Origin of the sequence: Flaviramulus basaltis (assembly GCF_900114265.1) — a bacterium.
Lineage (GTDB): Bacteria > Bacteroidota > Bacteroidia > Flavobacteriales > Flavobacteriaceae > Flaviramulus > Flaviramulus basaltis.
On the sequence record NZ_FPKV01000001.1, the window covers coordinates 1072059 to 1097313 of the forward strand.

Here is a 25255-nt window from a genome sequence, read left to right on the forward strand (position 1 = left end):
CATTATGCTATTGTTAATTCTTCTACCATTTGTTCTTCAGTCTCTAAACGTTTTAAGGCTCGTTTGTATTCTGTTGGCATTACTTTTACAAAGTTGTTTAGGCTAGTTTCCCAATTATCTAAAAGTTCTTTACCTCTGTTACTATCTGTATAAAGCACATGCTTTTGTATTAATCCTTTTAATTCTAATGAATCCTCGATTGAAATATCTTCAAAATCAATAGTTTCAGTGTTACATAAACCATTTACAAATTTATTTTCAGGATCGTAAACGTATGCAAAACCACCACTCATACCTGCAGCAAAGTTTCTTCCTGTTTTACCAAGAACAACTACTTTACCACCTGTCATATACTCACAACAGTGATCTCCAACACCTTCAACAACAGCTATTGCTCCCGAGTTACGAACAGCAAAACGTTCGCCGGCAATACCGTTTATATAAGCTTCACCTTGAACGGCTCCAAATAAACAAACATTACCAATAATGATGTTTTCTTCGGCAATAAAATCTGCTTTTACAGGCTTCTTCACAATTAGTTTAGCTCCAGAAAGCCCTTTACCTAGATAATCGTTAGTGTTTCCTTCAATAGTAAATGATAATCCGTGTGCTCCAAAAGCTCCGAAACTTTGACCAGCAGAACCTGTAAAATTGATATTTAAAGTATCTTCTGGTAATCCTAAATGTCCGTAAATTTTTGAAATTTCATTACTTACAATGGCTCCAACTGTACGATCAATATTTCTTATAGGATACGCTAGAGTCATTTTTTCTTTTCTATATAAAGCTCTGTGAGAATCTTTTAGAATTGTAAAATCTAGAACATTATCAAGGTTATGATCTTGTTGTTCAGTGTTTTTAACAATCATTTGTCTGTAAGCAGTTGGTCTGTATAAAATACTAGATAGATCTAACCCTTTTGCTTTGTAGTGTTTAATGGCTTTGTTAGCATTTATTTTATGTGTTTGACCTACCATTTCACCTAAAGTTCTAAACCCTAATTGAGCCATAATACCACGTAATTCTTCTGCGATATAAAAGAAGAAATTAATAACGTGTTCTGGTGTACCTTTAAAGTTTTTACGCAATTCTTTATCTTGAGTAGCAATTCCAACAGGGCAAGTATTTAAATGACATTTACGCATCATAATACAACCAGAAGCTACTAAAGGCGCGGTAGCAAATCCAAATTCTTCAGCGCCTAATAAAGCAGCAATAGCAACATCACGACCTGTTTTTAATTGGCCATCGCATTCTACTACAATTCTACTTCTTAAATTATTTAAAACAAGTGTTTGTTGTGCTTCGGCTAAACCAAGTTCCCATGGTAAACCAGCATGTTTTAATGAGGTTAAAGGAGAAGCTCCTGTTCCACCATCGTAACCAGAAATAAGTACAACATCAGCTTTTGCTTTGGCAACACCAGCAGCAATTGTTCCAACACCAACTTCTGATACTAATTTCACATTAATTCTAGCATCACGATTTGCATTTTTTAAATCGAAAATTAATTGTGCTAAATCTTCAATTGAATATATATCATGATGTGGAGGCGGTGAAATTAACCCCACAAAAGGTGTCGAGTTTCGTACTGCTGCAATCCATGGATATACTTTTTCGCCAGGTAGTTGTCCACCTTCTCCAGGTTTAGCTCCCTGAGCCATTTTTATTTGAATTTCTCTAGCGTTTGTTAGATAGTGAGATGTTACTCCAAAACGACCAGAAGCTACTTGCTTTATTGCCGAATTACGACTATCTCCATTTACATCTGGGTGGAAACGTTTTCTGTCTTCACCACCTTCCCCAGAATTTGATTTTCCACCAATACGGTTCATGGCAATGGCTAAGTTTTCGTGTGCTTCACGCGAAATAGAACCATAAGACATCGCTCCCGTTTTAAAACGCTTCACAATTTCTGTCCAAGGTTCTACTTCATCAATAGGAATAGGGTCTAAATTATCAAACTCAAATAAGCCACGAATGGTCATTAAGTTTTCAGCTTGTTCATTTATTGCCTGAGAATAAACATCATAGCTTGCTTGGTCACTTAATCTAACGGCTTGTTGTAATTTTGCAACCGTTGTTGGATTGAATAAATGTCTTTCGCCGTTACGTCTCCATCTATAATCACCACCAATATTTAGTCCTAAAAGTTTATCAATAGCTTTATCTGGGTAAGCAGATTTATAGCGTTCATTAATTTCTTTTTCAACTTCATATAAACCTATACCTTCAATTCTTGAAGCTGTGTAAGGGAAATACTTTTCAACAAAACGAGAATTAAAACCAACAATTTCAAAAATTTGAGAACCTCTATAAGAATGTAATGTAGAGATTCCTATTTTGTTCATTATTTTTAAAATACCTTTTCCAATAGCTTTATTGAAATTATCAACAGCTTTTTGCTCGTCTATACCAGTAATAAAGCCATCTTTAACTTGCATTCTGATAATTTCGTTTACCATATATGGGTTTATAGCACTAGCGCCATAGCCAAATAAAGTAGCAAAATGATGAGGTTCGCGAGGTTCTGCAGATTCAATAATAATATCGAAATAAGAACGCTTGCGTAAACGATTCATTTGATGATTTACATAAGAACAGGCTAATAAAGCTGGAATAGGAGCGAAATCTTGATTAACACCTCTATCTGAAAGGATAATGATATTAGTTTTTCTTACTAGAGCTTTTTCAACTTGTTTTATAATATTTTCTAAAGCATCTTCTAAACCATTTACTCCTTGAGATTTCGGATATAAAATGTTAATAGTTTCAGCTTTGAAGCCTTCAATATCAATAGTTCTAATTTTTTCTAAATCGGCATTAGAAATTACAGGATTTTGTATTTTTAACTTTCTACATTGTCTTTCTGTAATGCTAAAAATATTTCGGTCTTTACCTAAATTTAAACCAATATCGGTTACTATTTCTTCACGAATTCCGTCCAATGGAGGGTTGGTAACTTGTGCAAATAATTGCTTAAAGTAGTTTGAAATAAGTTGAGGTCTATCAGATAAAACAGCTAAAGGTGTATCTATACCCATAGAGCCTAATGCTTCTTTTCCAACAATGGCCATAGGTGTTATAACCTCTTGAATATCTTCAAACGTATAATTAAATAAACGTTGTCTTGTCTTAATATCAATAGTTTCTATTGGGCAAGTTTCGTTGGTATAGGGAACGTCTTTTAAGTGCAATCTAGTTTTGTCTAACCACTCTTTGTATGGTCTTTCTAAAACAATTTTACTTTTAATTTCTTCGTCCTTAATAATGCGCCCTTCATTCATGTCTACCAAAAACATTTTTCCAGGTTCTAATCTACCATGACTTTCTATGTCTTCTGGTGCGATATCAACAACTCCAATCTCTGATGACATGATTAGTTTACCACTTTTGGTAACGGTATATCTTGATGGTCTTAATCCATTTCTGTCTAATAAAGCACCAATATAATCACCATCTGTAAAAGGTACTGATGCTGGGCCATCCCAAGGTTCCATAATACAACCATTATACTCGTAAAATGCTTTACGTTCTTCAGACATGGTTTTGTGTTTTTCCCATGCTTCAGGAATCATCATCATCATGATTTCTGGTAAAGAACGTCCGGTGTGTGTTAATAATTCAACCACCATATCCATTGATGCAGAATCTGATTTTCCTGGGAGAATTATTGGGAATAATTTATCTATTTGAGGTCCGAAAACGTCACTTTTCATGATTTCTTCACGAACACGCATTCTACTTACATTACCACGTAAGGTATTAATCTCTCCATTTTGGCACATAAAGCGAAATGGCTGAGCCAATTCCCAAGTAGGCATTGTGTTAGTTGAAAAACGCTGATGTACTAATGCTAAGCGTGTTACTAGGTCTATTTGTTGTAAATCTGTATAATAAGGCCCAATATCTTCGGGCATTATAATTCCTTTATATATTAGGGTAGTTGTAGATAAACTTGGTAGATAAAAATACCCGCTTTCGGATATTTTAGACCTTCTAATCGTGTGCTCAGTAATTTTACGTGCAGCATATAGTTTTGCTTTAAAAACAGCTTCATCTATTGCTTCTGTTTTCCCCACAAAAATTTGTTCGATATTAGGCTCTGAAGCTTTAGCAATTTCACCTAATTGTGAAGAGTCTACGGGTACTTTTCGCCATCCTAAAACGGCAAGACCTTGAGCTTTTATTTCTTTTTCGAAAACATCCTTACAAAAGCGATGTTGATTTTCTGTTTTAGGAAGAAAAACCATACCAACAGCATACTCTCTAGGGTCAGGTATTTTAAAGTCACATACCCTTAAAAAATATTCATGAGGGATATCTATTAATAATCCGGCGCCATCTCCAGTTTTTCCATCTGCACTAACACCACCACGGTGTTCTAATTTTACTAGAATTTCTAAGGCATCATGAATGATTTGATTTGTTTTTTCTCCTTTTAGATTACAAATAAAACCTGCGCCGCAATTTTCATGTTCAAATTCAGGTAAATATAGTCCTTGTTTCTTCAGCATAATCAACAAATATTAGTTTTAAAATTTGAGTTGAATAGCTAAGATAGGTACTAGTAATTGAATTACAATAAGGGGTATTTCATTATTTCGATTTTTAAGGATAAGGGAAGATAAAAATAATTATATATCAATATATAACCAGTTTTTTATTAAATATTCAATTGGTGTTTTTTTAGGCAGAAATACCAATATGTGAATTTATGGTAATAAATGATTGTATAAATACCAATAATGCTACAAAAATTTATAAAAAACTGACAATAATTCAATTCGTTCCTTTGTTAAAAAATCAAAAAATCAAAAAATAAACAGAATACCTATAAAAAAATGGGGTAAAAATTAGAATATTGACAAAAGTAGTTCAATTACCCCTGTTTTTTATGGGGGTTAAAAGTTTTTGATTTAGATTTACTTAGTTCTTAAGGAAAATTAACTAAAATAATTAATAACTTAAAATGAAAACAATTATGAAAAAAATTATTACTCTTTCAATGCTTTTTATGGCGTGTAGTTTATTTGCTCAGGAAGAAGAAACACCTGCCCCATCATTTAATGTTAGTGGTAGTGTTGACGCATATTATAGAGCTAACTTCACTGCGCCCAATGATGAGTTTGCACAAGCGCCAGGATCTTCATTTGCTAATTTGCCAGGATTTGCTTTAGGTATGGCCAACGTAGTATTTAGTTATGAAGGTGAAAAAGCTGGATTTGTTGCAGACTTAGTATTTGGACCAAGAGGAACAGATGCTATTTTTGCATCACCAATGTACTCTGCAACAGGTAATATAGTAAACCAGTTATATGCATATTGGAATGTTAGCGAAAGCGTAACATTAACAATGGGTAACTTTAATACTTTTTTAGGTTATGAGGTTATATCTCCAACAGCTAACTTTAACTACAGTACGTCTTATTTATTCTCTTATGGACCATTTAGCCATACAGGTTTAAAAGCTGATTTTGCTTTAGGAGAAGATTTTAGTTTAATGTTAGGTGTTATGAATGACACGGATTTAACTGAGTTTAACCCAACTGGTGATTATGCTTTTGGAGCACAATTAGGATATTCAGGACAATTCTTAAATGTTTTAGTAGATCCTTCTTTCTTTGAAATAGATTATACAGGTGGTTTTGATTTATCTGACGACTTTTTCTTAGGCATTAACGGTGCTTACTTAAGCCTTGAAGATGATGCTGGAGGATTTTATGGTGGAGCGTTATATCCACAATATGCTACTTCAGATACATTTACATTAGGTTTAAGAGCTGAATACTTTGTAGAAGATAAAGAATTTGGAGCTATTGGTACTGGTGTAGAGGATTCAAGTGTATTTGCAGTAACTTTAACAGGTAGTTTTGCAGTTGATAATTTAACCATTAAACCAGAATTAAGATTAGATAGTGCTTCTGATGATGCATTTCTTGATAACGATTTAATGGCTACAAAGAGCTTAGGTTCTTTTGTTTTAGCTGCTATTTATGCTTTCTAATACTTAATAAAAAATACACGTATACCCGTTTTAATTTTAAAACGGGTATACGTACAACAAAAATTACTAACCATAAAAATTATAAAATATGTCTTTATTATTAAACATGCCCCTTATAATTCAAGATGCCTCGGCAGTTGAAGCTCTTGCAGAATCAGTTAAAGGAGATATGGGAATGTTGTGGATGCTTATTTCGGGTATTCTAGTATTCTTTATGCAAGCAGGGTTCTTCTTAGTGGAATCTGGAATGACAGATTCTAAAAATGCGGTTAATATCGCAATGAAGAATTTCTTAGATATTGCTGTGGGTTCATTAGCCTTTTGGTTTGTTGGATACTCTTTAATGTATGGATCTGATGTTTCAGGTGGTGGTTACTTCCATTGGGGAGGCTTCATTTTCTCTCAAGGAGCAGCAGATTTATTTTTCCAAACAGTATTTGCAGCAACTGCAGCAACTATTGTATCTGGAGCTATAGCTGGAAGAACAAAATACACAACTTATGCGATCTTCTCAATTATTATGACAGCTATTATTTACCCAATCGCTGGTGGTTGGGAATGGAATGGTGGTTGGTTGAATAATACCGATGGTATTATGCCTGCAGAATTTATTGATTTTGCGGGGTCTTCTATCGTTCACTCTGTTGGAGGTTGGGCAGCACTTGTAGCTGCTTGGATGGTAGGACCTAGAATTGGTAAATACCTAAATGGTAAACCAGTTGAATTACTTGGTCATAACCAAATGTATGCAACCTTAGGGGTGTTTATCCTTTGGTTAGGATGGTTTGGATTTAACGGAGGTTCTCAATTAGCTTGGGGTGGTGATGACGCTACTGCTGCTTCTCAGGTAGTACTTGTAACTAACTTAGCTGCTGCTGCAGGTGCAATTGGTGCTTTAATTATTTCTTGGGTTAAAATGGGTAAACCAAATTTAGGAATGACTTTAAATGGAGCTCTTGCTGGTCTTGTTAGTATTACTGCTGGTTGTGGTAATATGGGTGAAGCTGGTGCTGTATTGGCAGGTTTGATTGGAGGTATTCTAGTAGTATATTCAATTGGATTTGTAGAAAAAACTTTAAAAATTGACGATGCAGTTGGAGCTATTTCTGTACATGGTATTGCTGGTGCTTGGGGAACTTTAGTTATAGGTCTTTGGGGAATTGATGGAGACACAGGAATTGGCCTTTTTAATGGAGGTGGTGCTGCTCAATTAGGTGCGCAAGCGATAGGTGTTTTAGCTTATGCTGTATGGTCAATTGGATTGTCTTATATTTTCTTACTGATTTTGAAAAAGACTATTGGCTTAAGAGTAACTGAAGCAGAAGAGATTCAAGGTCTTGATATTTCTGAGCATGGTTCATTAGCTTATCCAGGAAGAAGACAAAGAGAAATGGAAGATTAAAAATTTAATTGTTATTATATTATCAACAACTAAAAGATGCCTTATGTACATAAGGCATCTTTTAGATTTTATATAAATTCCAAAAAGAGCTTTTTATGAAGGCTTTTTTATATTTTAACGAACTAACTAAACAAATAAGATAAATGAATTATGAAAAAAATTGAAGCAATTATTAGAAAATCAAAGTATCGTGCTGTTAAAGAAGCCTTACATAGTGTTGGTGTAAACTTTTTCTCTTACTGGGATGTTACTGGTCTAGGTAATGAAAAAGAAGGACACGTATACAGAGGTGTATCATATAGTACTAGCGATATTCAACGTCGGTACTTATCTATTGTTGTAAATGATGATTTTGCTGAAACTACCATACAAACTATAATTAGTTCTGCAGGAACTGGAGAGGTTGGAGACGGTAAAATTTTTGTATCTGATGTACAAGAATGTTATAGAATACGAACAGGGAAAAAAGGTGGAGACACTTTAAAATAATAATCATCAAAAAAATATTAAATGGAATTACTTACAACGAATAATGTATGGATGATGATCTGTACAGCTCTTGTTTTCTTTATGCACTTAGGTTTTGCATTTTTAGAAATTGGATTAACAAGACAAAAAAACACAATCAATATACTTTTTAAAAATATTTTTATTATCACAGTTGGGCTTCTTCTATATTGCTTAGTTGGATTTAATTTAATGTATCCAGGAGAATTTAATGGATTTCTAGGTTTTGCAGGAATTGGTTTAGATTCACCACTTACTGCCGAAGGTGCTTTAGATTTAACATATAATGAAGGTTACACGTATTGGACAGATTTCTTATTTCAAGGTATGTTTGCTGCAACTGCTGCAACCATAGTGTCTGGAGCTGTAGCTGAACGTATGAAAATTGTACCATTCATGATTTTTGCAATAATATATGTTGGGTTCGTTTACCCAATTGCAGGTTCTTGGAAATGGGGTGGCGGATTTTTGCAAACACTTGAAACGCCTTTTTATGATTTTGCAGGTTCTACATTAGTTCATTCTGTTGGAGGATGGGCAGCGCTAGTAGCTGTTTGGTTGTTAGGCGCGCGTATTGGTAAATTTAAAGATGGAAAGCCTCAAGCAATACCAGGACATAATATTCCTATTGCAACCGCAGGTGTTTTAATCCTTTGGTTAGGTTGGTTTGGGTTTAATGGAGGTTCTGTGCTTTCTGCAGATCCAGGATTAACATCTTTAACATTAGTAACAACGTGTTTAGCGGCTGCTGCAGGAGGTGTTGTTGCTATGTTAGTTTCTACGGCTATGTATAAAAATTTAGATTTAACTATGTTTTTAAATGGAATACTTGGTGGATTAGTTGGTATTACTGCTGGTGCAGACCAAATGAGTCCTACAGATGCTATTTTAATTGGTGCAATTGCCGGAACTATAATTGTATTAGCTGTAAGATTTGTTGATAAATTAAGATTGGATGATCCAGTTGGAGCTATTGCTGTTCACCTTGTTTGTGGTATATGGGGAACATTAGCTGTTGGAGTTTTTGGGGAACTTGCAGGTATGGATCAATTTATTAGTCAATTAATAGGTGTAGGCTCTTATGCTGTATTTTGTATAGTTACAGCATTCATTATCATATTTACTTTGAAGAAAACTATGGGTATTAGAGTTTCTGAAAAAGAAGAAATAGAAGGTTTGGATGCACATGAACATGGCATGGATGCCTATCCAGACTTTAGATTAAATGAACATTAAAATATATAATTTTAGTTAGTGTTGAAAAGGGTGTTATGCTTTAAGTATGTCATCCTTTTCTATTTAGTAATGTGTATCAAAAACAAAAATGCCGGTGTTTACATTTTGTAAACACCGGCATTTTTTATTGGTTTTAAAATTTATTTATTAAGCAGAATTTCTACTAGCATTAATATTACCAAACAGAGAACGCGTTACAATTTTCTCAAAAATCTTCTTCTCCTCATCATCTGCAGGAACACCTGCTTTTTCTAATTCTTGAATCTTTTTAAGTGCATACTGTTGTATAGTTAATAATGGTAAAACTATAGATTCTCTTACCTCAATTGAAGCTTTTCCAGAAGGTTCATTTTCCATTAATTCTTTGTAACCAGTAAGTTTTAAAAGCAATCTTTTGGTTGTAACATATTCTGTGTGAATAATATTCCAGAAACCACCAAATTCCTCATCTTCAGACATGTATTTTGTTAAATCGAAAAAAGATTTAGTTAGAGACATCATGCTGTTTTCTAATAAGGTTTTAAAGAATTTAGAATTTTTATAAAGCTGCTCTACTTTTTCAAATTCACCTCTGTCTTCAAATTGTTTTAAGGCAGTACCAACACCATAAAATCCTGGTACATTTTGTTTTAATTGGCTCCATGAACCTACAAAAGGAATGGCTCTTAAATCTGAAAAAATAAGTTTGTCTGATGTACCTCGTTTTGATGGTCTACTACCAATATTGGTTTTAGCGTAGTATTTTAAAGTACTCATACGTTCTAAATACGGAATGAACATTGGGTGACTTTTAAAATCTTTATAAGTTTGGTAGCTTGATTCGGCTAAATCTGCCATCACAACTTTGTCTTCGGCAGACATTTTATTTGCCTCTCCACCTATTCTGTTTTTAATACCAGAACTTATTAATTGTTCTAAATTATATTTTGACGAATCTAAAGTTCCAAAATTAGAGCTAATAGTTTGTCCTTGTATAGTTAATTGTACTTCTTTGTCTTCAATTGTTGGTCCTAAAGAAGAATAAAACTGATGTGTTTTTCCACCACCACGCGCTGGAGGTCCACCACGACCATCAAAAAATATGGCAGTAATATCATATTTTCTAGACATCTCAGTTAGTAATTCTTTAGCTTTATAAATACCCCAGTTTGCCATTAAATAGCCGCCATCTTTAGTTCCGTCAGAGAAGCCTAACATAATAGTTTGCTTACTGCCTCTCGATCTTAAATGCGCCATATAGGCTTCGTTTGTGTATAGTTGCTCCATAACACTTGGTGCATTTTCTAAATCGGGAATAGTTTCAAATAATGGCGCAACATCTACGGTTAATTCATCTTTAAAAGCGACCATTTTAAGCATAGCGAATAATTGCATAACATTTAAAGCGGTTTGGTTGTTGCTTATAATGTATCGGTTTGCACCACGCTCTCCATTGCTTTTTTGAATATCTTTTATAATAGAAATAGTTTTTAAAGTATTGCAAACCATTTCATCATCAAACGCATCTAAATCATTTATGTCATCATTTGCTTTTGATAATATTTCAATTTGTTCATTTTCAGATAAATCGTGATAATTATTTGGAAATGATGAGCTACCTGTTTCAATTAAGTGATTGATAACTGTTGTGAAAACTGAATGGTGAATTCTACTGTCTTGTCTTATATCTAAAGTTCCAAAATAATAACCAAATAAATGAATTCTATTAATTAAATTATTTAGTTCGCTTATGTATAATGATTGGTGATCTTTCTCAACAACATCTCTAATACTTAACAATTCTTTGATGAGCTCTTTTGAAGTTAAGGTGTCTTTAGAGTCTAAATTTATACTAAAATTATAGAGAGTGGTTTCTAATTTAATAATGCGATCTTCAACACCTCTAAAAGTAAGTTTACGTCTTAAATCCTTGAGGTCGCCATAGTATTTTCTTAAAATAGCTTGCTTTAATTTTGCAGCTACTTTTAAAGTTGTATCTGGTTTTACAAAAGGATTCCCATCTCTATCTCCACCAGGCCAGAATCCAACATTAATAATTTCATTATGTTTTCTACTATCATCATAAATGTTTTGTTGGATGTAATTATAAATTTCACCAAACGAAGTATAAAACACATTTTCTAAGTACCAAATTAAACTTTTTGCTTCATCATAAGGCGTTGGTTTTTCGTGTTTGAAAAAAGGAGTTTTACCTAATTGAGCAAATAGATTATTGATTTCAGATAAATCATTATTTTTAATTGCCTTAGTTAAATCTGTAATAATACCTAAAACAGAACCAGGATAAAATTGCGTAGGATGCGCTGTTAAAACGATACGCACTTTAAATTCTTCAAGATAATTTTTTAATTCTTCTAATTTGTTCTCAGAAGTTGCAGATTCTTTAAGGTTTCTTAAAGTACCAATACCTTCCATATTGTTTACAATTGGGAATGCTGCGTCTTCAATAGCATCAAATAGAACCACTTGTCTTTCTATATATTGAATAAATCTAAAAAGAAGGTTTATTTGGCTTTCTTTGGTACGTCGGGCTTGGTATTTTTTGAAAAAAGTATCAACTATAGTTGTGGGATCATCACCTTTTTTAAATCCTTTTTCACATGTTTCATGAAATAAAGGAAGTAAAACGCCTGTTTTTGTTATGGCGTCAAAAGGTAATGTCATAAATATACTATTGTATATTTGATATTTTGATAATACACTTTGCTTAAATCGTGTTAATTTTGGCTCTACAGACATGTTATCGTTCTATTGAAAATTAAACATAAAAGTAGTAAAGCTTAAATTAAAGAACGTATTATATATAAAGTTTTATTAATTTTTTTTGTTTGTTGAATTCTAATTGAGAATAATTAAATAAAACAGATATTAAATAGCTTTTTTTTAATGCTAATATGAGATTAGCATTTTATTTTTTAGCTTCAAAAAAAACAGTAATTAATAATTAAGCGATTTTTAAACTTTCAGAATCATTATTGCCTTCATGGTTTTTGTTAAAACAGCAAGCATATATTTTTTCTAATAGTAGTTCTTTACTCACGGGTTTTGTCATGTAGTCATTCATGCCTAAATCTAAAACACGTTTTTTAGTTTCTGATAAGGCATCAGCTGTAACTGCTATAATTGGAATGTTTTTTAAGTTATCGTCTAATTCACCACTTCTTATAATTTTAGTAGCTTCATAACCATCCATTATTGGCATTTGTAAGTCCATTAAAATAAGATTGTAAGCATCTTTTTTTAATTCTTCAAGAGCTTCTTTTCCATTATTTGCTATAGCAAAAGTTATATTGGATAGGCTACTTAATATTTTGCGCATTACCATTTGGTTGAGTTTGTTGTCTTCAACTACAAGGATATGTAATGGGGTTTGACTATTAGTATTTGCAGCATCTATTTTTATTTGTTGTGTAATACTTTTTAAAGTCAAATCAATAAAAACGTCTGTACCTTTATCTAATTCGCTATCAATTTTTATAGACCCTTTAAAAAGCTCTACAATGTGTTTTACAATAGACAAACCTAAACCTATACCTCCAAATTGTCTTTTATGATTTAATTTCATTTGACCAAAGCTATCAAATATACTTTTCTTAGCTTCTGGGTTTATGCCAATTCCAGTATCTGATATTTGAAAAGAAAAACGACACAAATCATCTGGTTGTTTTAGGCAGGTAACTTTAAAATGAATACTTCCTTTTTTAGTAAATTTTACAGCATTAGCTAAAACATTATTTATAATTTGAACAAAACGGATTGGGTCTGCATAAACATTTAAAGGCATTTCAGTATCTATTTCAAAAGTATAATTCAATCCTTTTTTATTTGCTTCGGCTTTCCAGTTATTACTTATTTCATTTAATTTTATAGATGGGTTAAATTTTGAACTGTTTAATTCGAGTTGATTATTTTCAATTTTTTCAAAATCTATAATATCATTTACATTACTTAATAAACTTAATGAAGCATTTTTTATAATTTCATAAGATTTTCTTGCAGCATTATCTTTTAAGTTTTCCAATTCGTTTTCAGCTATTCCCATAATAGCATTTATTGGTGTTCTTAATTCATGACTCATATTGGACATGAAGTGCGTTTTTAACTGACTTATCTCTTCAGATTTATTAAGGGCTTCTATTTGAGATTTTTCCTTTTCTAATCTTAGTTTTTTAATCAGATTTGTCATTGATAATGATAAGAAAATGACCTCGAAACCAGAACCGAATTTTGCGCTATTAAGTGTGTAAAAATTATTAGGTAATAAGCTTAAATTATTCATTACAAAACCGAGTAAACCAATAACTAAGAATAAAATACCAAAAGAGAAATAGGGGTCAATTTTTATGCGTTTGTAACGCATAGCAAATATGGTTGTTAAAATTAACAATAAACTAAACAAGCCATTTAAGTTACTTAAAGGATAAGCTATTTTAAGGGTTGTTGGGTTGATAAAAAGTAAGATAGACAATGCCGCTAAAATTCCATAAAAAACATTAAAACCTTTCTTGAAACTCTTTAAAAGATCATTTACTCTTAAAAAATGCTCACAATATTTTAGCAAAAAGAAGTTTGTTATTAATGCTGTGATTAATACTGCTCTATTATTTATATATCCACCTTGTGGGAATATGAATTCGTGCATTAAACCATCTAAAGTGGCTTGCATTAAGCCTATTGAAAGCACATAGATGCCATAATATAAAAAGGCTTTTTCTTTAAGGCTTGTATAGAAAAACAAATATATAATGCTAGCTAAAAATAGTAATCCATAAAACAAACCAAGAAACAGTTGTTGTTTATAGTTCATTAACCAAAATTCCGATTGAGTATAAAGTTTTAAAGGAAGATTTATTGTTTCACCATCACTTTTAAGATGTATATAAATTTGTTGAATTTCTTGTGGCGGTATTGTTAATTTAAAAATTGAAGCTCTATGGCTAACTTGTTTTTCATTAAAAGCGATGTTATCACCACTTTTAAATAGTTGAATTCCATCACTACTTATTTGATATAGATCAACAAAATCTGTTATAGGTCTCGCTGTTTCTAAATAATATGTTTTTGTAGTTGTATCACTATTTCTTAATTTGAAACGTAACCAATAGTTATCTGAAGTAAAACCGACACTTTGGTTTTCAGATTCTAAATCAGTAAATTTTAGTATGTTGTTTTGAGTAACTTCTTGAATGCTTAAATCTAAGCTATCCGCACTAGAGAATTGAGCATACTCATAAAGTTCTCCTTTGCTTTCTTGAATGTTGAAAGGTTGGTTTTGTGCAAATAGGGTAAAGCCTACTATGTAGGTTAAAAGTAGTATATGTTTCATGTTTGGGGCATTTAACAATGCCAAACATATAATTTATTTTTTATACTCATGTGTTTTTCAGATGAAAGAGGTAAAAGTTCGTTTAAATGTGAGTTTTTAACAGTTAAACGGTTTTAAAAGGCGGTTTTTAAAACCGCCTTTTTTAGAAATAAAGAATTATTTCCCCAACATAAGTAGCTCGCTACATACCACTTCTGTGATGTAGCGCTTGTTTCCGTCTTTATCATCATAACTTCTTGAGGTTAACTTGCCTTCAATAGCGACTTCTTTTCCTTTGGTTACGTATTTCTCTACAATTTGTGCTGTTTTTCCCCAAGCAACCACATTATGCCATTGCGTATCTGTTATTTTTTCACCTTTATTATTAGTGTAGCTTTCGTTAGTAGCAATATTAAATTTTGCTAATGTTTTACTTGATTCTAAATTGATGATTTCTGGATCGTTTCCTAAGTTACCAATCAACTGTACTTTGTTTCTAAGCGTGTTCATAATTTTAAATTTTTTTCGTTAAACAGTTAATACTATCGAGTTCTTATGTTTCGACAGTGCAAAGATGTAACAAGTGTAAATTCTTAATCGGTTAGTAAGCGTTTGTGTTCGTTTGTAAATAATTGTAGTCGTTTAAATTGTTTTAAATTCCCAAGAATAAAGAAATTATTAAATTAATTTTTTTTTATATTTATAAAAATTAATGTTTTATGACTAAAGTTTGTTTAGAATGTGGCGAAAAAATTATAGGTAGAAGCGATAAAAAATTCTGTAGTGATTACTGCAGAAATGCTTATAATAACACAGTAAATAAAGATTCTAAAAACTTAATTCGTAATATAAATAATAGGTTAAGAAAAAATTGGAGAATTTTAGAAGCATTAAATCCAGATCAAAAAACAAAAACGACAAGAACTAAACTTATACAAAACGGTTTCGATTTTAATTTTTTTACTAGCACCTATACTACAAAAGCAGGCACTGTTTATTATTTTGTTTACGACCAAGGTTATTTGCCTTTAGAGAATGATTTTTATGCCTTGGTAAAAAGAGAATAAGTATATTATTAGTAACATTTTATAAAACACGAGCACTAATAGTTAAATTAGTTATAAAAACATGTTTGATAATCCAGAATTCTTAATCCCGGTTTTAATAATTTCAGCAATAGCTATAATTATTTTTTTATCCATTTACTTTAGTAAAAAAAATATTATTTTAAGAAAGTTATCTAAGTTTAAATCCAAACGAATTACACAATTTAGAACTGATGAATTAACAAAGGTGTCTGGTAAAGTATTACAGGTTAAAGAGCCTTTTGTAGCACCTTTTAGCAAACGAAAATGTGTCGCTTATATTTTTGAAGTTAAACAGAAGGTAAGTAGAGGGAAAAGTTCACATTGGAAAACCTTAGTTAAAAAAGAAGACATTCAAGATTTTTTTATTGAACAAAAAAGCGAGTTGGTTATGGTAAAACCTTCAAAAGAAACGAGCAATTATCAAAGTTATATTGTTGTAGATAAAAAGATTTCGTCTGGAGCGTTCAATAATCCTACACCCGAATTTCAAAAAGTTTTAGAAAGCTTTGGGGTTGAAAGTGAAAATTGGCTTGGTTTTAATAAAACTTTAAAATATTCAGAAAGAATAATAGAAATTGGAGAAACAGTAACCGTAGGTGGTGTTGCAAAATGGAAAATTTTAAAAGAACCTATTGAGGGGCATAACTATTCTAAAATAGCAGCTTTAGAAAGTAGCGCACAACAAAAACTCATTATAACAGACCATCCAGAAGCAATAAAACCTATAGATAGAAATATATAATAAAAAGCATTATAGTTAAATGCTATTTCCAATTTTGCCCTTTTAACTTCATGGCTGCTTTAAGAACATCTTTTTGACTAATTTGACCAACTAGTTTACCGTTTTCAACAATTGGAAAACGACGTCTTTTAGCATCTAAAAACTTTTTTGCAGCATCAAAAATATTCATGTTGCCATCAATAGTTTCAACATTCATAGCCATGTGTTTTTCAATGGTTTTGTCTTGCATAGGCATATTGTAGTAACGGCTTTCGCTAATTTGTTTAATACAATCACCTTCAGATATGATGCCAATTAACTCATTTTTTTCGTTTACAACAGGTCCGCCAGATATTCTATTTTTAATTAGCGACTGCATAACGCTCTCAATAGTTTGGTTAGGAGTAAACGTAATCAAATTTGTGGTCATGTAATCACTAACCTTTAACGGTGTGGTGTCTGTGGTGCTAGTTTGTTGCCTTCTAGCGCCTTGAAAACTCTTTATTCCCATAATTATTTAATTTAGTAATCTTAAATATAATTAATTTATTTCGATTTTCCTAAAAATGAATTTTTCAAGTCTTTAATTATTAAAAAGTTAAGCTTAAGATGCCATATGGATGAAATTTTGAGATTTTCATTAAATGAATTCTTTTCTAAAAACCACTTTTTTAATCTACTTGAATAAGCTATTGAATACAAATAGAAATAATTAGCATTCTTTTTATCCGATTAAATGTTAATTTTTTATAGTTTTAGCGCACGAAAAAAACAAATTAAAAAAAGATGAAAAAATTACTTGGATTGGTTTTATTGATGAGCAGCTTTATGTTAAGTGCACAAACTAACTCAGAATTATTAAAACACTACGAAGCTTATTATAAGCAAATGAAAGTACAGGGTGATGTGCAAGGCATGATAAATGGAATGACGCATTTAAATCTATTAGCACCCTCTAAAGCAAGAAAAGATACTTTAGCTTATATTTATATGAGTGAAAACAAATATGCGCAAGCTCTTAATACTATTGGTTATGAAATAAACGCAACAGATTCTGATATTGCAGTTGAAGTAAAAGCCGTATCATTAAAAGCGGTAAAACAGCCAGTATTAGCTATTGGTCTTTTTGAAGAAATGTTTAAAAGGAACCCAAATGCATTAATAGCTTATGAATTAGCAGAACTTAATATGCAAACTCAAAAGTTTGCTGAAGCAGAAAAGCATATAAATTATGGATTACTTAATTCTAAAGACGATATGAAAAAAGCGTTTTATGAATCGCAACAACCATACGAAGTGCCTTTAAAATCTGCGTTTATGTATTTAAATGCGCTGTCTGTTTATAATAAAGACAAAAAAGCAAATATTGATGCAGCTGTAGATATTTTAGATGCTGCTTTAAAAACGGCTCCTAACTTTGGTTTAATTCAATTAACAAAAACGGAGTTGTTAAGACAAAAGCAAGCAATTCAAGCTGCACAGACAAAAAATTAATTTTCATTAAAACACCAAGTATGAAAACGAACAAGTTAATTTTAAGATTATTAATTCTTATTGCCGTTGGCATATTTGGTGAAAAAGGTTTTTCGCAAACCACTAAAACTATAGATACAGATAGTATAGCAAAAGAAGATAAAAGACTAAAATTTGGATGCGGATTTGGATTAAGTTTTGTTGGTGGAACTAACGTTAATTTATCTCCTAATTTAACATATAAGGTTAGTGATAAAGTATCATTTGGAGGTGGGCTTCAAGGCAGTTATTCTTCTATAAAAAATTATCAAAATACAACGACTTTTGGTGCTAATTTATTAGGAATATATAACCCTATTAATAAAATATCTACATTATTAGAATTTGCAGAATTAAGGGTTTCTACAGAAACAGAAACTCCACAAAGTAAAACCAAACACAATTATTGGGACTCTGCTTTATTTGTAGGAGCAGGATTTAATATTACTAGCAAAATATTAATTGGTGCAAAATATAATGTACTATACGATGAGAATGAAAGTGTATATACAAGTGCAATAATCCCTTTTGTGAATATTACATTCTAAAAAAAAGAATTATAATAATTAAAAAACGGCAAGTATTTAAAATACTTGCCGTTTTTAAGTTTTACAAACCTAATGTATTACCAAATTCTCACGCGTTCATCAGGTTTTATGTACATGCTATCTCCTTCTTTAACATTAAAGGCTTCATAAAAAGCATCAATATTCATTAAAGGTTGTATAGCTCTTGTCATTCCTGGAGAATGAGGGTCTGTTTTAATTCTGTTTTTAAGAGCATCATCTCTCATTTTTGTTCTCCAAACGGTAGCCCAAGACATGAAAAAACGTTGTTCTGGTGTAAAACCATCAATGTTTTCTGAAGGTCTTCCATTTTCTTCAAAGCTAAGTTGTAAAGCTTCAAAGGCAGCAGTAACACCTCCTAAATCACCAATGTTTTCTCCTAATGTAAAAGGACCATTAATAAAGGTCTCTGGTAAAACTTCAATAGCACTATATTGATCTGCTAAATCTTTACCTAAAGCTTCAAATTGTTCTAAATCTTTATCTGTCCACCAGTTATTTAAGTTTCCATTTTTATCATATCGAGATCCCGAATCATCAAAACAATGAGAAATTTCATGACCAATTACAGCGCCAATGCCACCATAATTTACAGCATCATCAGCTTGGTAGTTGTAAAAAGGAGGTTGTAATATAGCAGCAGGAAAAACAATCTCGTTAAAAGAAGGATTAAAATAAGCATTCACAATTTGTGGAGCCATTCCCCATCTGCTTTTGTCTACAGGGTTTCCTAAATCCTCTAAATTTTGTTTATGATTCCAAACTCTAGCATTCATCATATTTTCATGATAACTACCACCTTCTTCTGAACTTTTAATCTCTAAATCTGAATAATCTTTCCATTGGTCTGGATAAGCTATTTTTACATTTAAGGCTAATAATTTTTCAACAGCTTTTTGCTTTGTTTCATCTGTCATCCAAGACAAATTATTAATTCTATTTTCAAAAGCTTTAATAACATTAGCAATCATTTTTTCAGCTTTAGCTTTAGCTTCAGGAGGGAAATTTTCATCAACATATAATTTTCCTAAAGCTTCGCCTATAGTTCCGTTTAAAGTTTGTAAAGCTCTTTCGTCTCTTGGGCGTTGTTTTTTTGCACCTCTTAATGTTTTACTGTAAAACTCCCAACTTGCTTCTTCAATATGATTACTTAAAGTGCCAGAAGCACCATTAAATAAAGACCAACGCAAATAGGCTTTCCAATCGGAAACATTATTTTCGGCCAAAATATTTTGTAATGCGTTAATATATTTAACATCACTTACAATAATAGTATCTAGTTTTTTTACACCTATACCTTCAAAATAATTTTTCCAGTTTATTGCTGGAGCCATATTTTGTAATTCACTAATAGATCTTGGGTTGTAACGCTTACGTGCATCTCTTCGGTCAACTTTGTCCATTCTAGGTTCAGCAAGACGGGTTTCAAAGTCAAGAATTTGTTTTGCTTGTGTACTTGCATCAGCTTCAGAATCGCCAAGATATTGTAGCATTTTAGTAATATGTTTTACATATTGTCCTCTTTTTTCTTGAGAGTCTGCATCATCTTTTACGTAGTAATCTCTATCTGGAAGACCTAATCTGCCAGCTCCTAAATAAGCAGAGTTTATATCGCTATTTTTAATATCTGCACCAACTCCAAAACCAAAAAATCCAGCGCCACCTTTTGGTTCCATTTCAATAAGATAATTTTGTAAGTCACTAATATTATTAATGGCTTCAATTTTACTTAAATTAGATTTTATAGGATTTATTCCTTGGTTATCTCTACTTGTTGTATCCATAATAGTTTCATACAAACTAATAGCTTTAGATTGGTCTGAACCTGGTAGAACTTGAATCTTTTTTAAGTCTTTGTTATCAGACATAGCCATTTCAAGAATAGATAATACGTCTGCATCTGTTTTTTTTCTTAGTTCATTAAAACCACCCCAACTTGTTTGGTCATCAGGAATTTCTGTGGTGTCTAGCCATTTTCCATTAACATATCTAAAAAAATCATCATTTGGTTTGGCTTCTTTATCCATATAATCCAAGTTTATTCCTGGGATTACTTCGGCTTTTAACGCTTCTTTTTTTGCATCTTCTTTACATGCAAGCACTACTAAACAGGTAAAAATAGATAGTACGGGGAGAAATTTAAAATTGGTTTTCATTTTATTGAATTAGTCTTTAAAAATTAAAACACCAATTTAAATTTAATAAGTTGCTAAGGCGGTGAATGGAGTATATATTAACAAAAGTTTAATAAAAGCTAAAGGATCTAAGGTTTTTCGATATCGCGATTGTCAAATTCAATTTTTTTGTTCATTTGAAAATTGATATTAGAAAACGCCACAAAAAACTCCTTTATAGTGTTTAGTAATTCTTCTTTGCTAGTGGTAGAAAGGTTTGATAAGCTCTCAAGTTTTAAAAGCTTAGTTTCTAAAACTAGCAACCTTGCCGAGATGGAAGCGCTATTTACTTGAGCTGGGATATTTGCTTTTAAGTTTTTTACTAGTAATTTAACTTCTTCGTCATTATTGTAAAAAAAGCTTAAATCACCTTGTTTTATATTTGTTATAATATCTTGAAACTGGTAGTATTCTTTCCAATCTATAATTACATCTTCAGTTTTAGAGTCTAAAGCATATTCAATGTATTTTAATTTTGATATTTCTTGTTGAGTTAAGTCTTGACTTTGTTGTTTTTCAATAGTCTCAGAAGCTTCGGTATCTTGAGTTTTTTTACAAGAAACAAACAGGAGAATTAAACTAAATACGGTTAAAACTTTAAGATTCATATAGTTTTGTTTAAAATAATGTCATCCTACAAAGATATAGGAATACTTGATTTTAATGAATTTAAAATATAATCAAAATCAATTATTTTTGATTTTTAAAATGCAATATTATCAATAAAATCTTATTATTTTTGAAAAATTCTTATAATGAAGGTTTTAAATGAGTTCTAAAATATTAATAATTGGGGCATGCGGACAAATAGGTTCGGAATTAACATTTAGGCTGCGAAGCATTCATGGTGACAAAAATGTAATTGCAAGCGACATTAGTTATAATAATCCAGATATTGTAAATACAGGTATTTTTGAAATTGTTGATGCACAAGATTATGCAAGTGTTAAGGTTTGTGTTGAAAAACATAATATTGACACGGTGTATTTAATGGCGGCTATGTTAAGTGCTACTGGCGAAAAATACCCTATGAAAGCATGGGATTTGAATATGACTTCCTTATTTCATGTGTTAAATTTAGCGCGTGCTAAGTTTATTAAAAAAGTATTTTGGCCATCGAGTATTGCTGTTTTTGGAACGACAACACCAACAGAATATACACCACAATATGCGGTTATGGAGCCTTCAACCGTTTACGGAATTACAAAACAAGTTGGTGAGCGCTGGTGTGAATATTATCATAATAAATATGATGTAGATGTGAGAAGTTTACGTTACCCAGGCATTATAAGTTGGAAAACATTACCAGGCGGCGGCACTACAGATTATGCAGTTGAAATATATCATGAAGCTATTAAAGAGAAATTTTACGATTGCTTTTTAAAAGAAGATACAGAGCTCCCAATGATGTATATGGATGATGCCATTAATGCTACTGTTGATATAATGACTGCCAAGGCAAGTGATATTAAAATTAGGTCGTCTTACAATCTTGCAGCGATAAGTTTTACGCCAAAAGAAATTGCAGAATCTATTAAAAATTATATTCCAGATTTTAAAATAGAATACAATCCAGATTACAGACAAGAAATTGCTAATAGTTGGCCAAAAAGCATAAATGATTCTTATGCAAGACAAGATTGGAAATGGAAACACAAATTTTTGTTAGAAGATGTAACTAAAGAAATGCTTTTACAGTTAGATAAAAAGTATAACCAAATTTTAAAGAAGTCAAATTAATTTAAAAGAGAATTTATTGGGAGTTTTTTTTGAATAAATCCGTTTAAAGTTATCGTTCTCTTAAAAACGGGAATCTCAAATAAAGAAATTTGTTAATCAGAATTCTTTATTTGTATATTTGAAACAACCCTAAAATTCTAATTTAAATGCTTGAAAATTTCTGGTTTAATGTTCAATACGGCATCAATCATGTTCTTGATATTAATGCCTACGACCACGTTTTATTCCTAATAGTTTTAACAGTTCCTTATATGTTTAAAGATTGGAAGCGAGTATTACTACTTGTTTCAATGTTTACATTAGGCCACACACTATCATTAGTTTTAGCCGCATATAATGTGGTAAGTGTTAATGCCAAAATAATAGAATTTTTAATACCTATTACCATTTTAATTGTGGCACTTTTTAACGTATTTACATCTGGTAAAGGTGCACAAAAGGAAAAAGTAGGTGTTTTATTTTTATCGACATTATTCTTTGGTTTAGTGCACGGTTTAGGCTTTGCGCGTGAGTTTAAAATGTTTTTGGGAGATTCTGATAATAAGTTAGTTTTATTGCTTGAGTTTGCATTAGGTATAGAACTTGCTCAAATTATTATTGTGTTTGCAGTCCTATTTTTAGGCTATATTTTTCAAACTATTTTTAGGTTTTCTAAACGGGATTGGATTATGGTAATTTCTGCTATTGTAGTTGGCTTGGTAATTCCAATGATATTGAATAGCGACTTCTTAGCTTAAATTTTAGTAATCTTATAAAAACTTTAACGAACTTGCATTGTAATTAAAATACGAAGCGAGTATATTCGTTATATTGTTTCGCATTAAAGAGATGTTCTTGTATTTTCAATTTGCATAACTATATAATTGTATAAAAAATTAATGCCAAAAAATAAACAACTTAAGTACGACAAGGCTTATTTAAGAATTGCACAAGAATGGGGAAAACTGTCTTACTGTAAACGTAGGCAGGTTGGAGCTCTAATTGTAAAGGATAGAATGATAATTTCAGATGGGTACAATGGTACGCCATCAGGGTTTGAAAATTTCTGTGAAGATGATGAAGGCTACACCAAATGGTATGTTTTACATGCTGAGGCTAATGCTATTTTAAAAGTAGCATCGTCAACTCAATCGGCAAAAGGAGCTACGCTTTACATAACGATGTCACCTTGTAAAGAATGTAGTAAATTAATACATCAAGCAGGTATTGTAAAAGTAGTTTATAATGAAGCTTATAAAGATGATTCTGGACTCAGGTTTTTAGAAAAGGCCGGAATTGAATTAGAACAAATAGAAGATTTAAAAGCATAATGCCCTATCAAAAAAAATATTTGCCCTTAATTTTAGGTGTTGCCATTGCAGCAGGAATTTTTATTGGTGGAAAATTAGATTTTACCGATTCGCCAGATCGCTTATTTTCTACAAATAGCAAAAAGGACAAATTAAACAGGCTTATTGATTACATTGAATACGATTATGTAGATGAGGTCAATACCGATAGTATTGTTGATATTACTGTTAATGGAATTTTAGATAATCTCGATCCACATTCGGTTTATATTCCAAAAGAAGATATGGCACGTGTTGCCGAAGAAATGAAAGGTGATTTTGTTGGTATAGGCGTAAGTTTTTATACCTACAGAGATACTATTGCAGTAATTAGAGCTATCGAAAACGGACCAAGTGCAAAAGCAGGTATTAAGGGCGGTGATAGAATTATTATGGCAGATGGCGATACGCTTTTTGGGAATAAGTTGAAAGATGGCGAAATAATTAAGAAGCTTAAAGGCTCAAAAAACTCTAAAGTTAAATTAAAAGTATATAGAAGAGGCGAACCAAAACTTTTAGATTTCACGGTAAAACGTAGCACGATTCCTATTAAAAGTGTAGATGCTGCTTATATGCTAACCGATAAATTAGGGTATATAAAAGTTAACCGTTTTGCAGAATCTACATATAAAGAATTTAAAGCTGGTATAGAAAAACTAGAGGCATTAGGTGCTACTGAAATAACATTGGATTTAAGAAATAATCCAGGAGGTTTTTTGGGTATAGCCGAACAAATAGCTGATGAATTTTTAGAAGATGATAAGCTTATTTTGTTTACAAAAAACAAACGCGGAAATATAGAAAAAAGTTTTGCAACGGAAAAAGGTGATTTTGAAGACGGTAATGTTTATGTTCTTATTGATGAAAACTCAGCATCTGCAAGCGAAATTGTAGCAGGAGCCTTGCAAGATAACGACAAAGGCACTATTGTTGGGCGTCGATCTTATGGTAAAGGTTTGGTACAACGAGAAATGGATTTAGGTGATGGTAGCGCAGTGAGGTTAACTGTATCACGTTATTATACACCAACAGGGCGTTCCATTCAGCGACCTTACAATAAAGGAAATAAAGATTACTACGATGAATATTTCGAAAGGCTAGATAGAGGAGAGCTTTTAGATCCAGATAAAATTCAAGTAGATGATTCTTTAAAATTCACAACACCAGGCGGAAAAATTGTTTATGGCGGCGGCGGTATTATCCCCGATGTGTTTGTGCCTATTGATAATAGCATGCAAAACGAAACACTTTCTTATTTATTGCGTCGTGGTTTTTTCGGAAATTTTGTGTTTGAAGAATTAGAAAAAGACAGACATATTTATGACGATATTCCTAGACAAGAGTTTATAAATAATTTTAAAGTAAGTGACGATTTAGTTTTTGCTTTTCAAGATTATTTAAACCTAAGAGCTGAATCTAAAGTAACGTTTGTAGCATATCATGATGAGGTGAAACAATATATAAAAGCCACACTAGCCGATCAACTTTATGGCGCAGGTGCTTTTGAAGAAGTTTACAACCAACGAGATATTATGATAGATGAGGTTATTAAGTTGAGTGAAGAGGAATGATTAGTTAAACAGATATTTCTTGTTTACAACGAATAACTTATAAACAACACTAATTATCTTATATATTTTTAGATTTCTAATATATAAATTGGAATCTA

At 31.6% G+C, this 25255-nt stretch carries 19 protein-coding genes; 12 read left to right on the forward strand and 7 right to left on the reverse strand.

Annotated elements, in window-relative coordinates; translation table 11 throughout:
* Nucleotides 1-2: 2 nt before the first annotated feature.
* A complete protein-coding gene (gene gltB / locus BT151_RS04930; RefSeq protein ID WP_245794720.1) occupies nt 3-4517 on the reverse strand; it encodes a glutamate synthase large subunit in 4515 nt (1504 codons plus the stop codon).
* A 467-nt stretch (nt 4518-4984) separates the two neighbouring features.
* Here gltB and BT151_RS04935 point away from each other — a divergent pair, with 467 nt between their 5' ends.
* The 4 genes from BT151_RS04935 (at nt 4985) to BT151_RS04950 (ending at nt 9152) form a co-directional block, all read left to right on the forward strand.
* The gene (locus BT151_RS04935; RefSeq protein WP_171946610.1) at nt 4985-6007 is read left to right on the forward strand and encodes an outer membrane beta-barrel protein; all 1023 of its coding nucleotides are present in this window, start codon (nt 4985-4987) and stop codon (nt 6005-6007) included.
* Between the two features lie 88 nt (nt 6008-6095).
* Nucleotides 6096-7409, forward strand: coding sequence for an ammonium transporter (locus BT151_RS04940; RefSeq protein WP_072400632.1), 1314 nt, complete (start codon nt 6096-6098; stop codon nt 7407-7409).
* A gap of 150 nt (nt 7410-7559) precedes the next feature.
* Nucleotides 7560-7898, forward strand: coding sequence for a P-II family nitrogen regulator (locus BT151_RS04945; RefSeq protein WP_072400633.1), 339 nt, complete (start codon nt 7560-7562; stop codon nt 7896-7898).
* Between the two features lie 21 nt (nt 7899-7919).
* Entirely contained in the window at nt 7920-9152 is a 1233-nt protein-coding gene (locus tag BT151_RS04950; protein ID WP_072400634.1) for an ammonium transporter, read from the forward strand.
* 147 nt (nt 9153-9299) lie between these two features.
* Here the strand turns inward: BT151_RS04950 and BT151_RS04955 are convergent, their stop codons facing one another.
* From BT151_RS04955 to BT151_RS04965, 3 genes are all read right to left on the reverse strand, one after another.
* Nucleotides 9300-11891 (reverse strand): phosphoenolpyruvate carboxylase, encoded by a 2592-nt coding sequence (locus BT151_RS04955; protein ID WP_072400635.1) that lies wholly within the window; start codon nt 11889-11891, stop codon nt 9300-9302.
* Between the two features lie 205 nt (nt 11892-12096).
* Nucleotides 12097-14478, reverse strand: coding sequence for a 7TM diverse intracellular signaling domain-containing protein (locus BT151_RS04960; protein WP_084647863.1), 2382 nt, complete (start codon nt 14476-14478; stop codon nt 12097-12099).
* 156 nt (nt 14479-14634) lie between these two features.
* A complete protein-coding gene (locus BT151_RS04965; RefSeq protein WP_072400636.1) occupies nt 14635-14967 on the reverse strand; it encodes a single-stranded DNA-binding protein in 333 nt (110 codons plus the stop codon).
* Between the two features lie 209 nt (nt 14968-15176).
* Here BT151_RS04965 and BT151_RS04970 point away from each other — a divergent pair, with 209 nt between their 5' ends.
* On the forward strand, nt 15177-15524 hold the full coding sequence (locus tag BT151_RS04970; protein ID WP_072400637.1) for a hypothetical protein: 348 nt from the start codon (nt 15177-15179) through the stop codon (nt 15522-15524).
* Between the two features lie 61 nt (nt 15525-15585).
* Entirely contained in the window at nt 15586-16287 is a 702-nt protein-coding gene (locus BT151_RS04975) for a hypothetical protein (RefSeq protein ID WP_072400638.1), read from the forward strand.
* Between the two features lie 22 nt (nt 16288-16309).
* Here BT151_RS04975 and BT151_RS04980 read toward each other — a convergent pair whose 3' ends face one another.
* Nucleotides 16310-16777 carry a CBS domain-containing protein gene (locus tag BT151_RS04980; protein ID WP_072400639.1) on the reverse strand — a complete coding sequence of 156 codons (468 nt, stop codon included), beginning with the start codon at nt 16775-16777 and terminating at the stop codon, nt 16310-16312.
* 275 nt (nt 16778-17052) lie between these two features.
* Between BT151_RS04980 and BT151_RS04985 the strand changes: the two genes are divergently transcribed.
* Nucleotides 17053-17760 carry a tetratricopeptide repeat protein gene (locus tag BT151_RS04985; RefSeq protein WP_072400640.1) on the forward strand — a complete coding sequence of 236 codons (708 nt, stop codon included), beginning with the start codon at nt 17053-17055 and terminating at the stop codon, nt 17758-17760.
* Between the two features lie 20 nt (nt 17761-17780).
* Nucleotides 17781-18326, forward strand: coding sequence for a hypothetical protein (locus BT151_RS04990; RefSeq protein ID WP_072400641.1), 546 nt, complete (start codon nt 17781-17783; stop codon nt 18324-18326).
* Between the two features lie 77 nt (nt 18327-18403).
* Here the strand turns inward: BT151_RS04990 and BT151_RS04995 are convergent, their stop codons facing one another.
* Both BT151_RS04995 and BT151_RS05000 read right to left on the reverse strand, forming a co-directional pair.
* Entirely contained in the window at nt 18404-20500 is a 2097-nt protein-coding gene (locus tag BT151_RS04995; protein ID WP_072400642.1) for a M13 family metallopeptidase, read from the reverse strand.
* Between the two features lie 107 nt (nt 20501-20607).
* Nucleotides 20608-21126, reverse strand: coding sequence for a hypothetical protein (locus BT151_RS05000; protein ID WP_072400643.1), 519 nt, complete (start codon nt 21124-21126; stop codon nt 20608-20610).
* Nucleotides 21127-21286: 160 nt separating this feature from the next.
* On the opposite strand from BT151_RS05000, the gene BT151_RS05005 reads away from it, so the two are divergent.
* From BT151_RS05005 to BT151_RS05020, 4 genes are all read left to right on the forward strand, one after another.
* Nucleotides 21287-22258, forward strand: a complete 972-nt coding sequence (locus BT151_RS05005) for an NAD-dependent epimerase/dehydratase family protein (protein WP_072400644.1) — start codon at nt 21287-21289, stop codon at nt 22256-22258.
* 146 nt (nt 22259-22404) lie between these two features.
* The gene (locus tag BT151_RS05010; protein WP_072400645.1) at nt 22405-22995 is read left to right on the forward strand and encodes a HupE/UreJ family protein; all 591 of its coding nucleotides are present in this window, start codon (nt 22405-22407) and stop codon (nt 22993-22995) included.
* A 141-nt stretch (nt 22996-23136) separates the two neighbouring features.
* Nucleotides 23137-23568: a deoxycytidylate deaminase gene (locus tag BT151_RS05015; RefSeq protein WP_072400646.1), complete on the forward strand. Its 432-nt coding sequence runs from the start codon at nt 23137-23139 to the stop codon at nt 23566-23568.
* Nucleotides 23568-25157, forward strand: a complete 1590-nt coding sequence (locus tag BT151_RS05020; RefSeq protein ID WP_072400647.1) for a S41 family peptidase — start codon at nt 23568-23570, stop codon at nt 25155-25157. Before BT151_RS05015 ends, BT151_RS05020 begins: the two co-directional genes overlap by 1 nt.
* The last annotated feature ends 98 nt before the right edge of the window (nt 25158-25255 follow it).

What these genes read in the sequence shown, in the direction of transcription:
- gltB (WP_245794720.1), bottom strand. Translation starts at nt 4,517, where the DNA reads ATGCTGAAGAAACAAGGACTATATTTACCTGAATTTGAACATGAAAAT.
- BT151_RS04935 (WP_171946610.1), top strand. Translation starts at nt 4,985, where the DNA reads ATGAAAAAAATTATTACTCTTTCAATGCTTTTTATGGCGTGTAGTTTA.
- BT151_RS04940 (WP_072400632.1), top strand. Translation starts at nt 6,096, where the DNA reads ATGTCTTTATTATTAAACATGCCCCTTATAATTCAAGATGCCTCGGCA.
- BT151_RS04945 (WP_072400633.1), top strand. Translation starts at nt 7,560, where the DNA reads ATGAAAAAAATTGAAGCAATTATTAGAAAATCAAAGTATCGTGCTGTT.
- BT151_RS04950 (WP_072400634.1), top strand. Translation starts at nt 7,920, where the DNA reads ATGGAATTACTTACAACGAATAATGTATGGATGATGATCTGTACAGCT.
- BT151_RS04955 (WP_072400635.1), bottom strand. Translation starts at nt 11,891, where the DNA reads ATGTCTGTAGAGCCAAAATTAACACGATTTAAGCAAAGTGTATTATCA.
- BT151_RS04960 (WP_084647863.1), bottom strand. Translation starts at nt 14,478, where the DNA reads ATGAAACATATACTACTTTTAACCTACATAGTAGGCTTTACCCTATTT.
- BT151_RS04965 (WP_072400636.1), bottom strand. Translation starts at nt 14,967, where the DNA reads ATGAACACGCTTAGAAACAAAGTACAGTTGATTGGTAACTTAGGAAAC.
- BT151_RS04970 (WP_072400637.1), top strand. Translation starts at nt 15,177, where the DNA reads ATGACTAAAGTTTGTTTAGAATGTGGCGAAAAAATTATAGGTAGAAGC.
- BT151_RS04975 (WP_072400638.1), top strand. Translation starts at nt 15,586, where the DNA reads ATGTTTGATAATCCAGAATTCTTAATCCCGGTTTTAATAATTTCAGCA.
- BT151_RS04980 (WP_072400639.1), bottom strand. Translation starts at nt 16,777, where the DNA reads ATGGGAATAAAGAGTTTTCAAGGCGCTAGAAGGCAACAAACTAGCACC.
- BT151_RS04985 (WP_072400640.1), top strand. Translation starts at nt 17,053, where the DNA reads ATGAAAAAATTACTTGGATTGGTTTTATTGATGAGCAGCTTTATGTTA.
- BT151_RS04990 (WP_072400641.1), top strand. Translation starts at nt 17,781, where the DNA reads ATGAAAACGAACAAGTTAATTTTAAGATTATTAATTCTTATTGCCGTT.
- BT151_RS04995 (WP_072400642.1), bottom strand. Translation starts at nt 20,500, where the DNA reads ATGAAAACCAATTTTAAATTTCTCCCCGTACTATCTATTTTTACCTGT.
- BT151_RS05000 (WP_072400643.1), bottom strand. Translation starts at nt 21,126, where the DNA reads ATGAATCTTAAAGTTTTAACCGTATTTAGTTTAATTCTCCTGTTTGTT.
- BT151_RS05005 (WP_072400644.1), top strand. Translation starts at nt 21,287, where the DNA reads ATGAGTTCTAAAATATTAATAATTGGGGCATGCGGACAAATAGGTTCG.
- BT151_RS05010 (WP_072400645.1), top strand. Translation starts at nt 22,405, where the DNA reads ATGCTTGAAAATTTCTGGTTTAATGTTCAATACGGCATCAATCATGTT.
- BT151_RS05015 (WP_072400646.1), top strand. Translation starts at nt 23,137, where the DNA reads ATGCCAAAAAATAAACAACTTAAGTACGACAAGGCTTATTTAAGAATT.
- BT151_RS05020 (WP_072400647.1), top strand. Translation starts at nt 23,568, where the DNA reads ATGCCCTATCAAAAAAAATATTTGCCCTTAATTTTAGGTGTTGCCATT.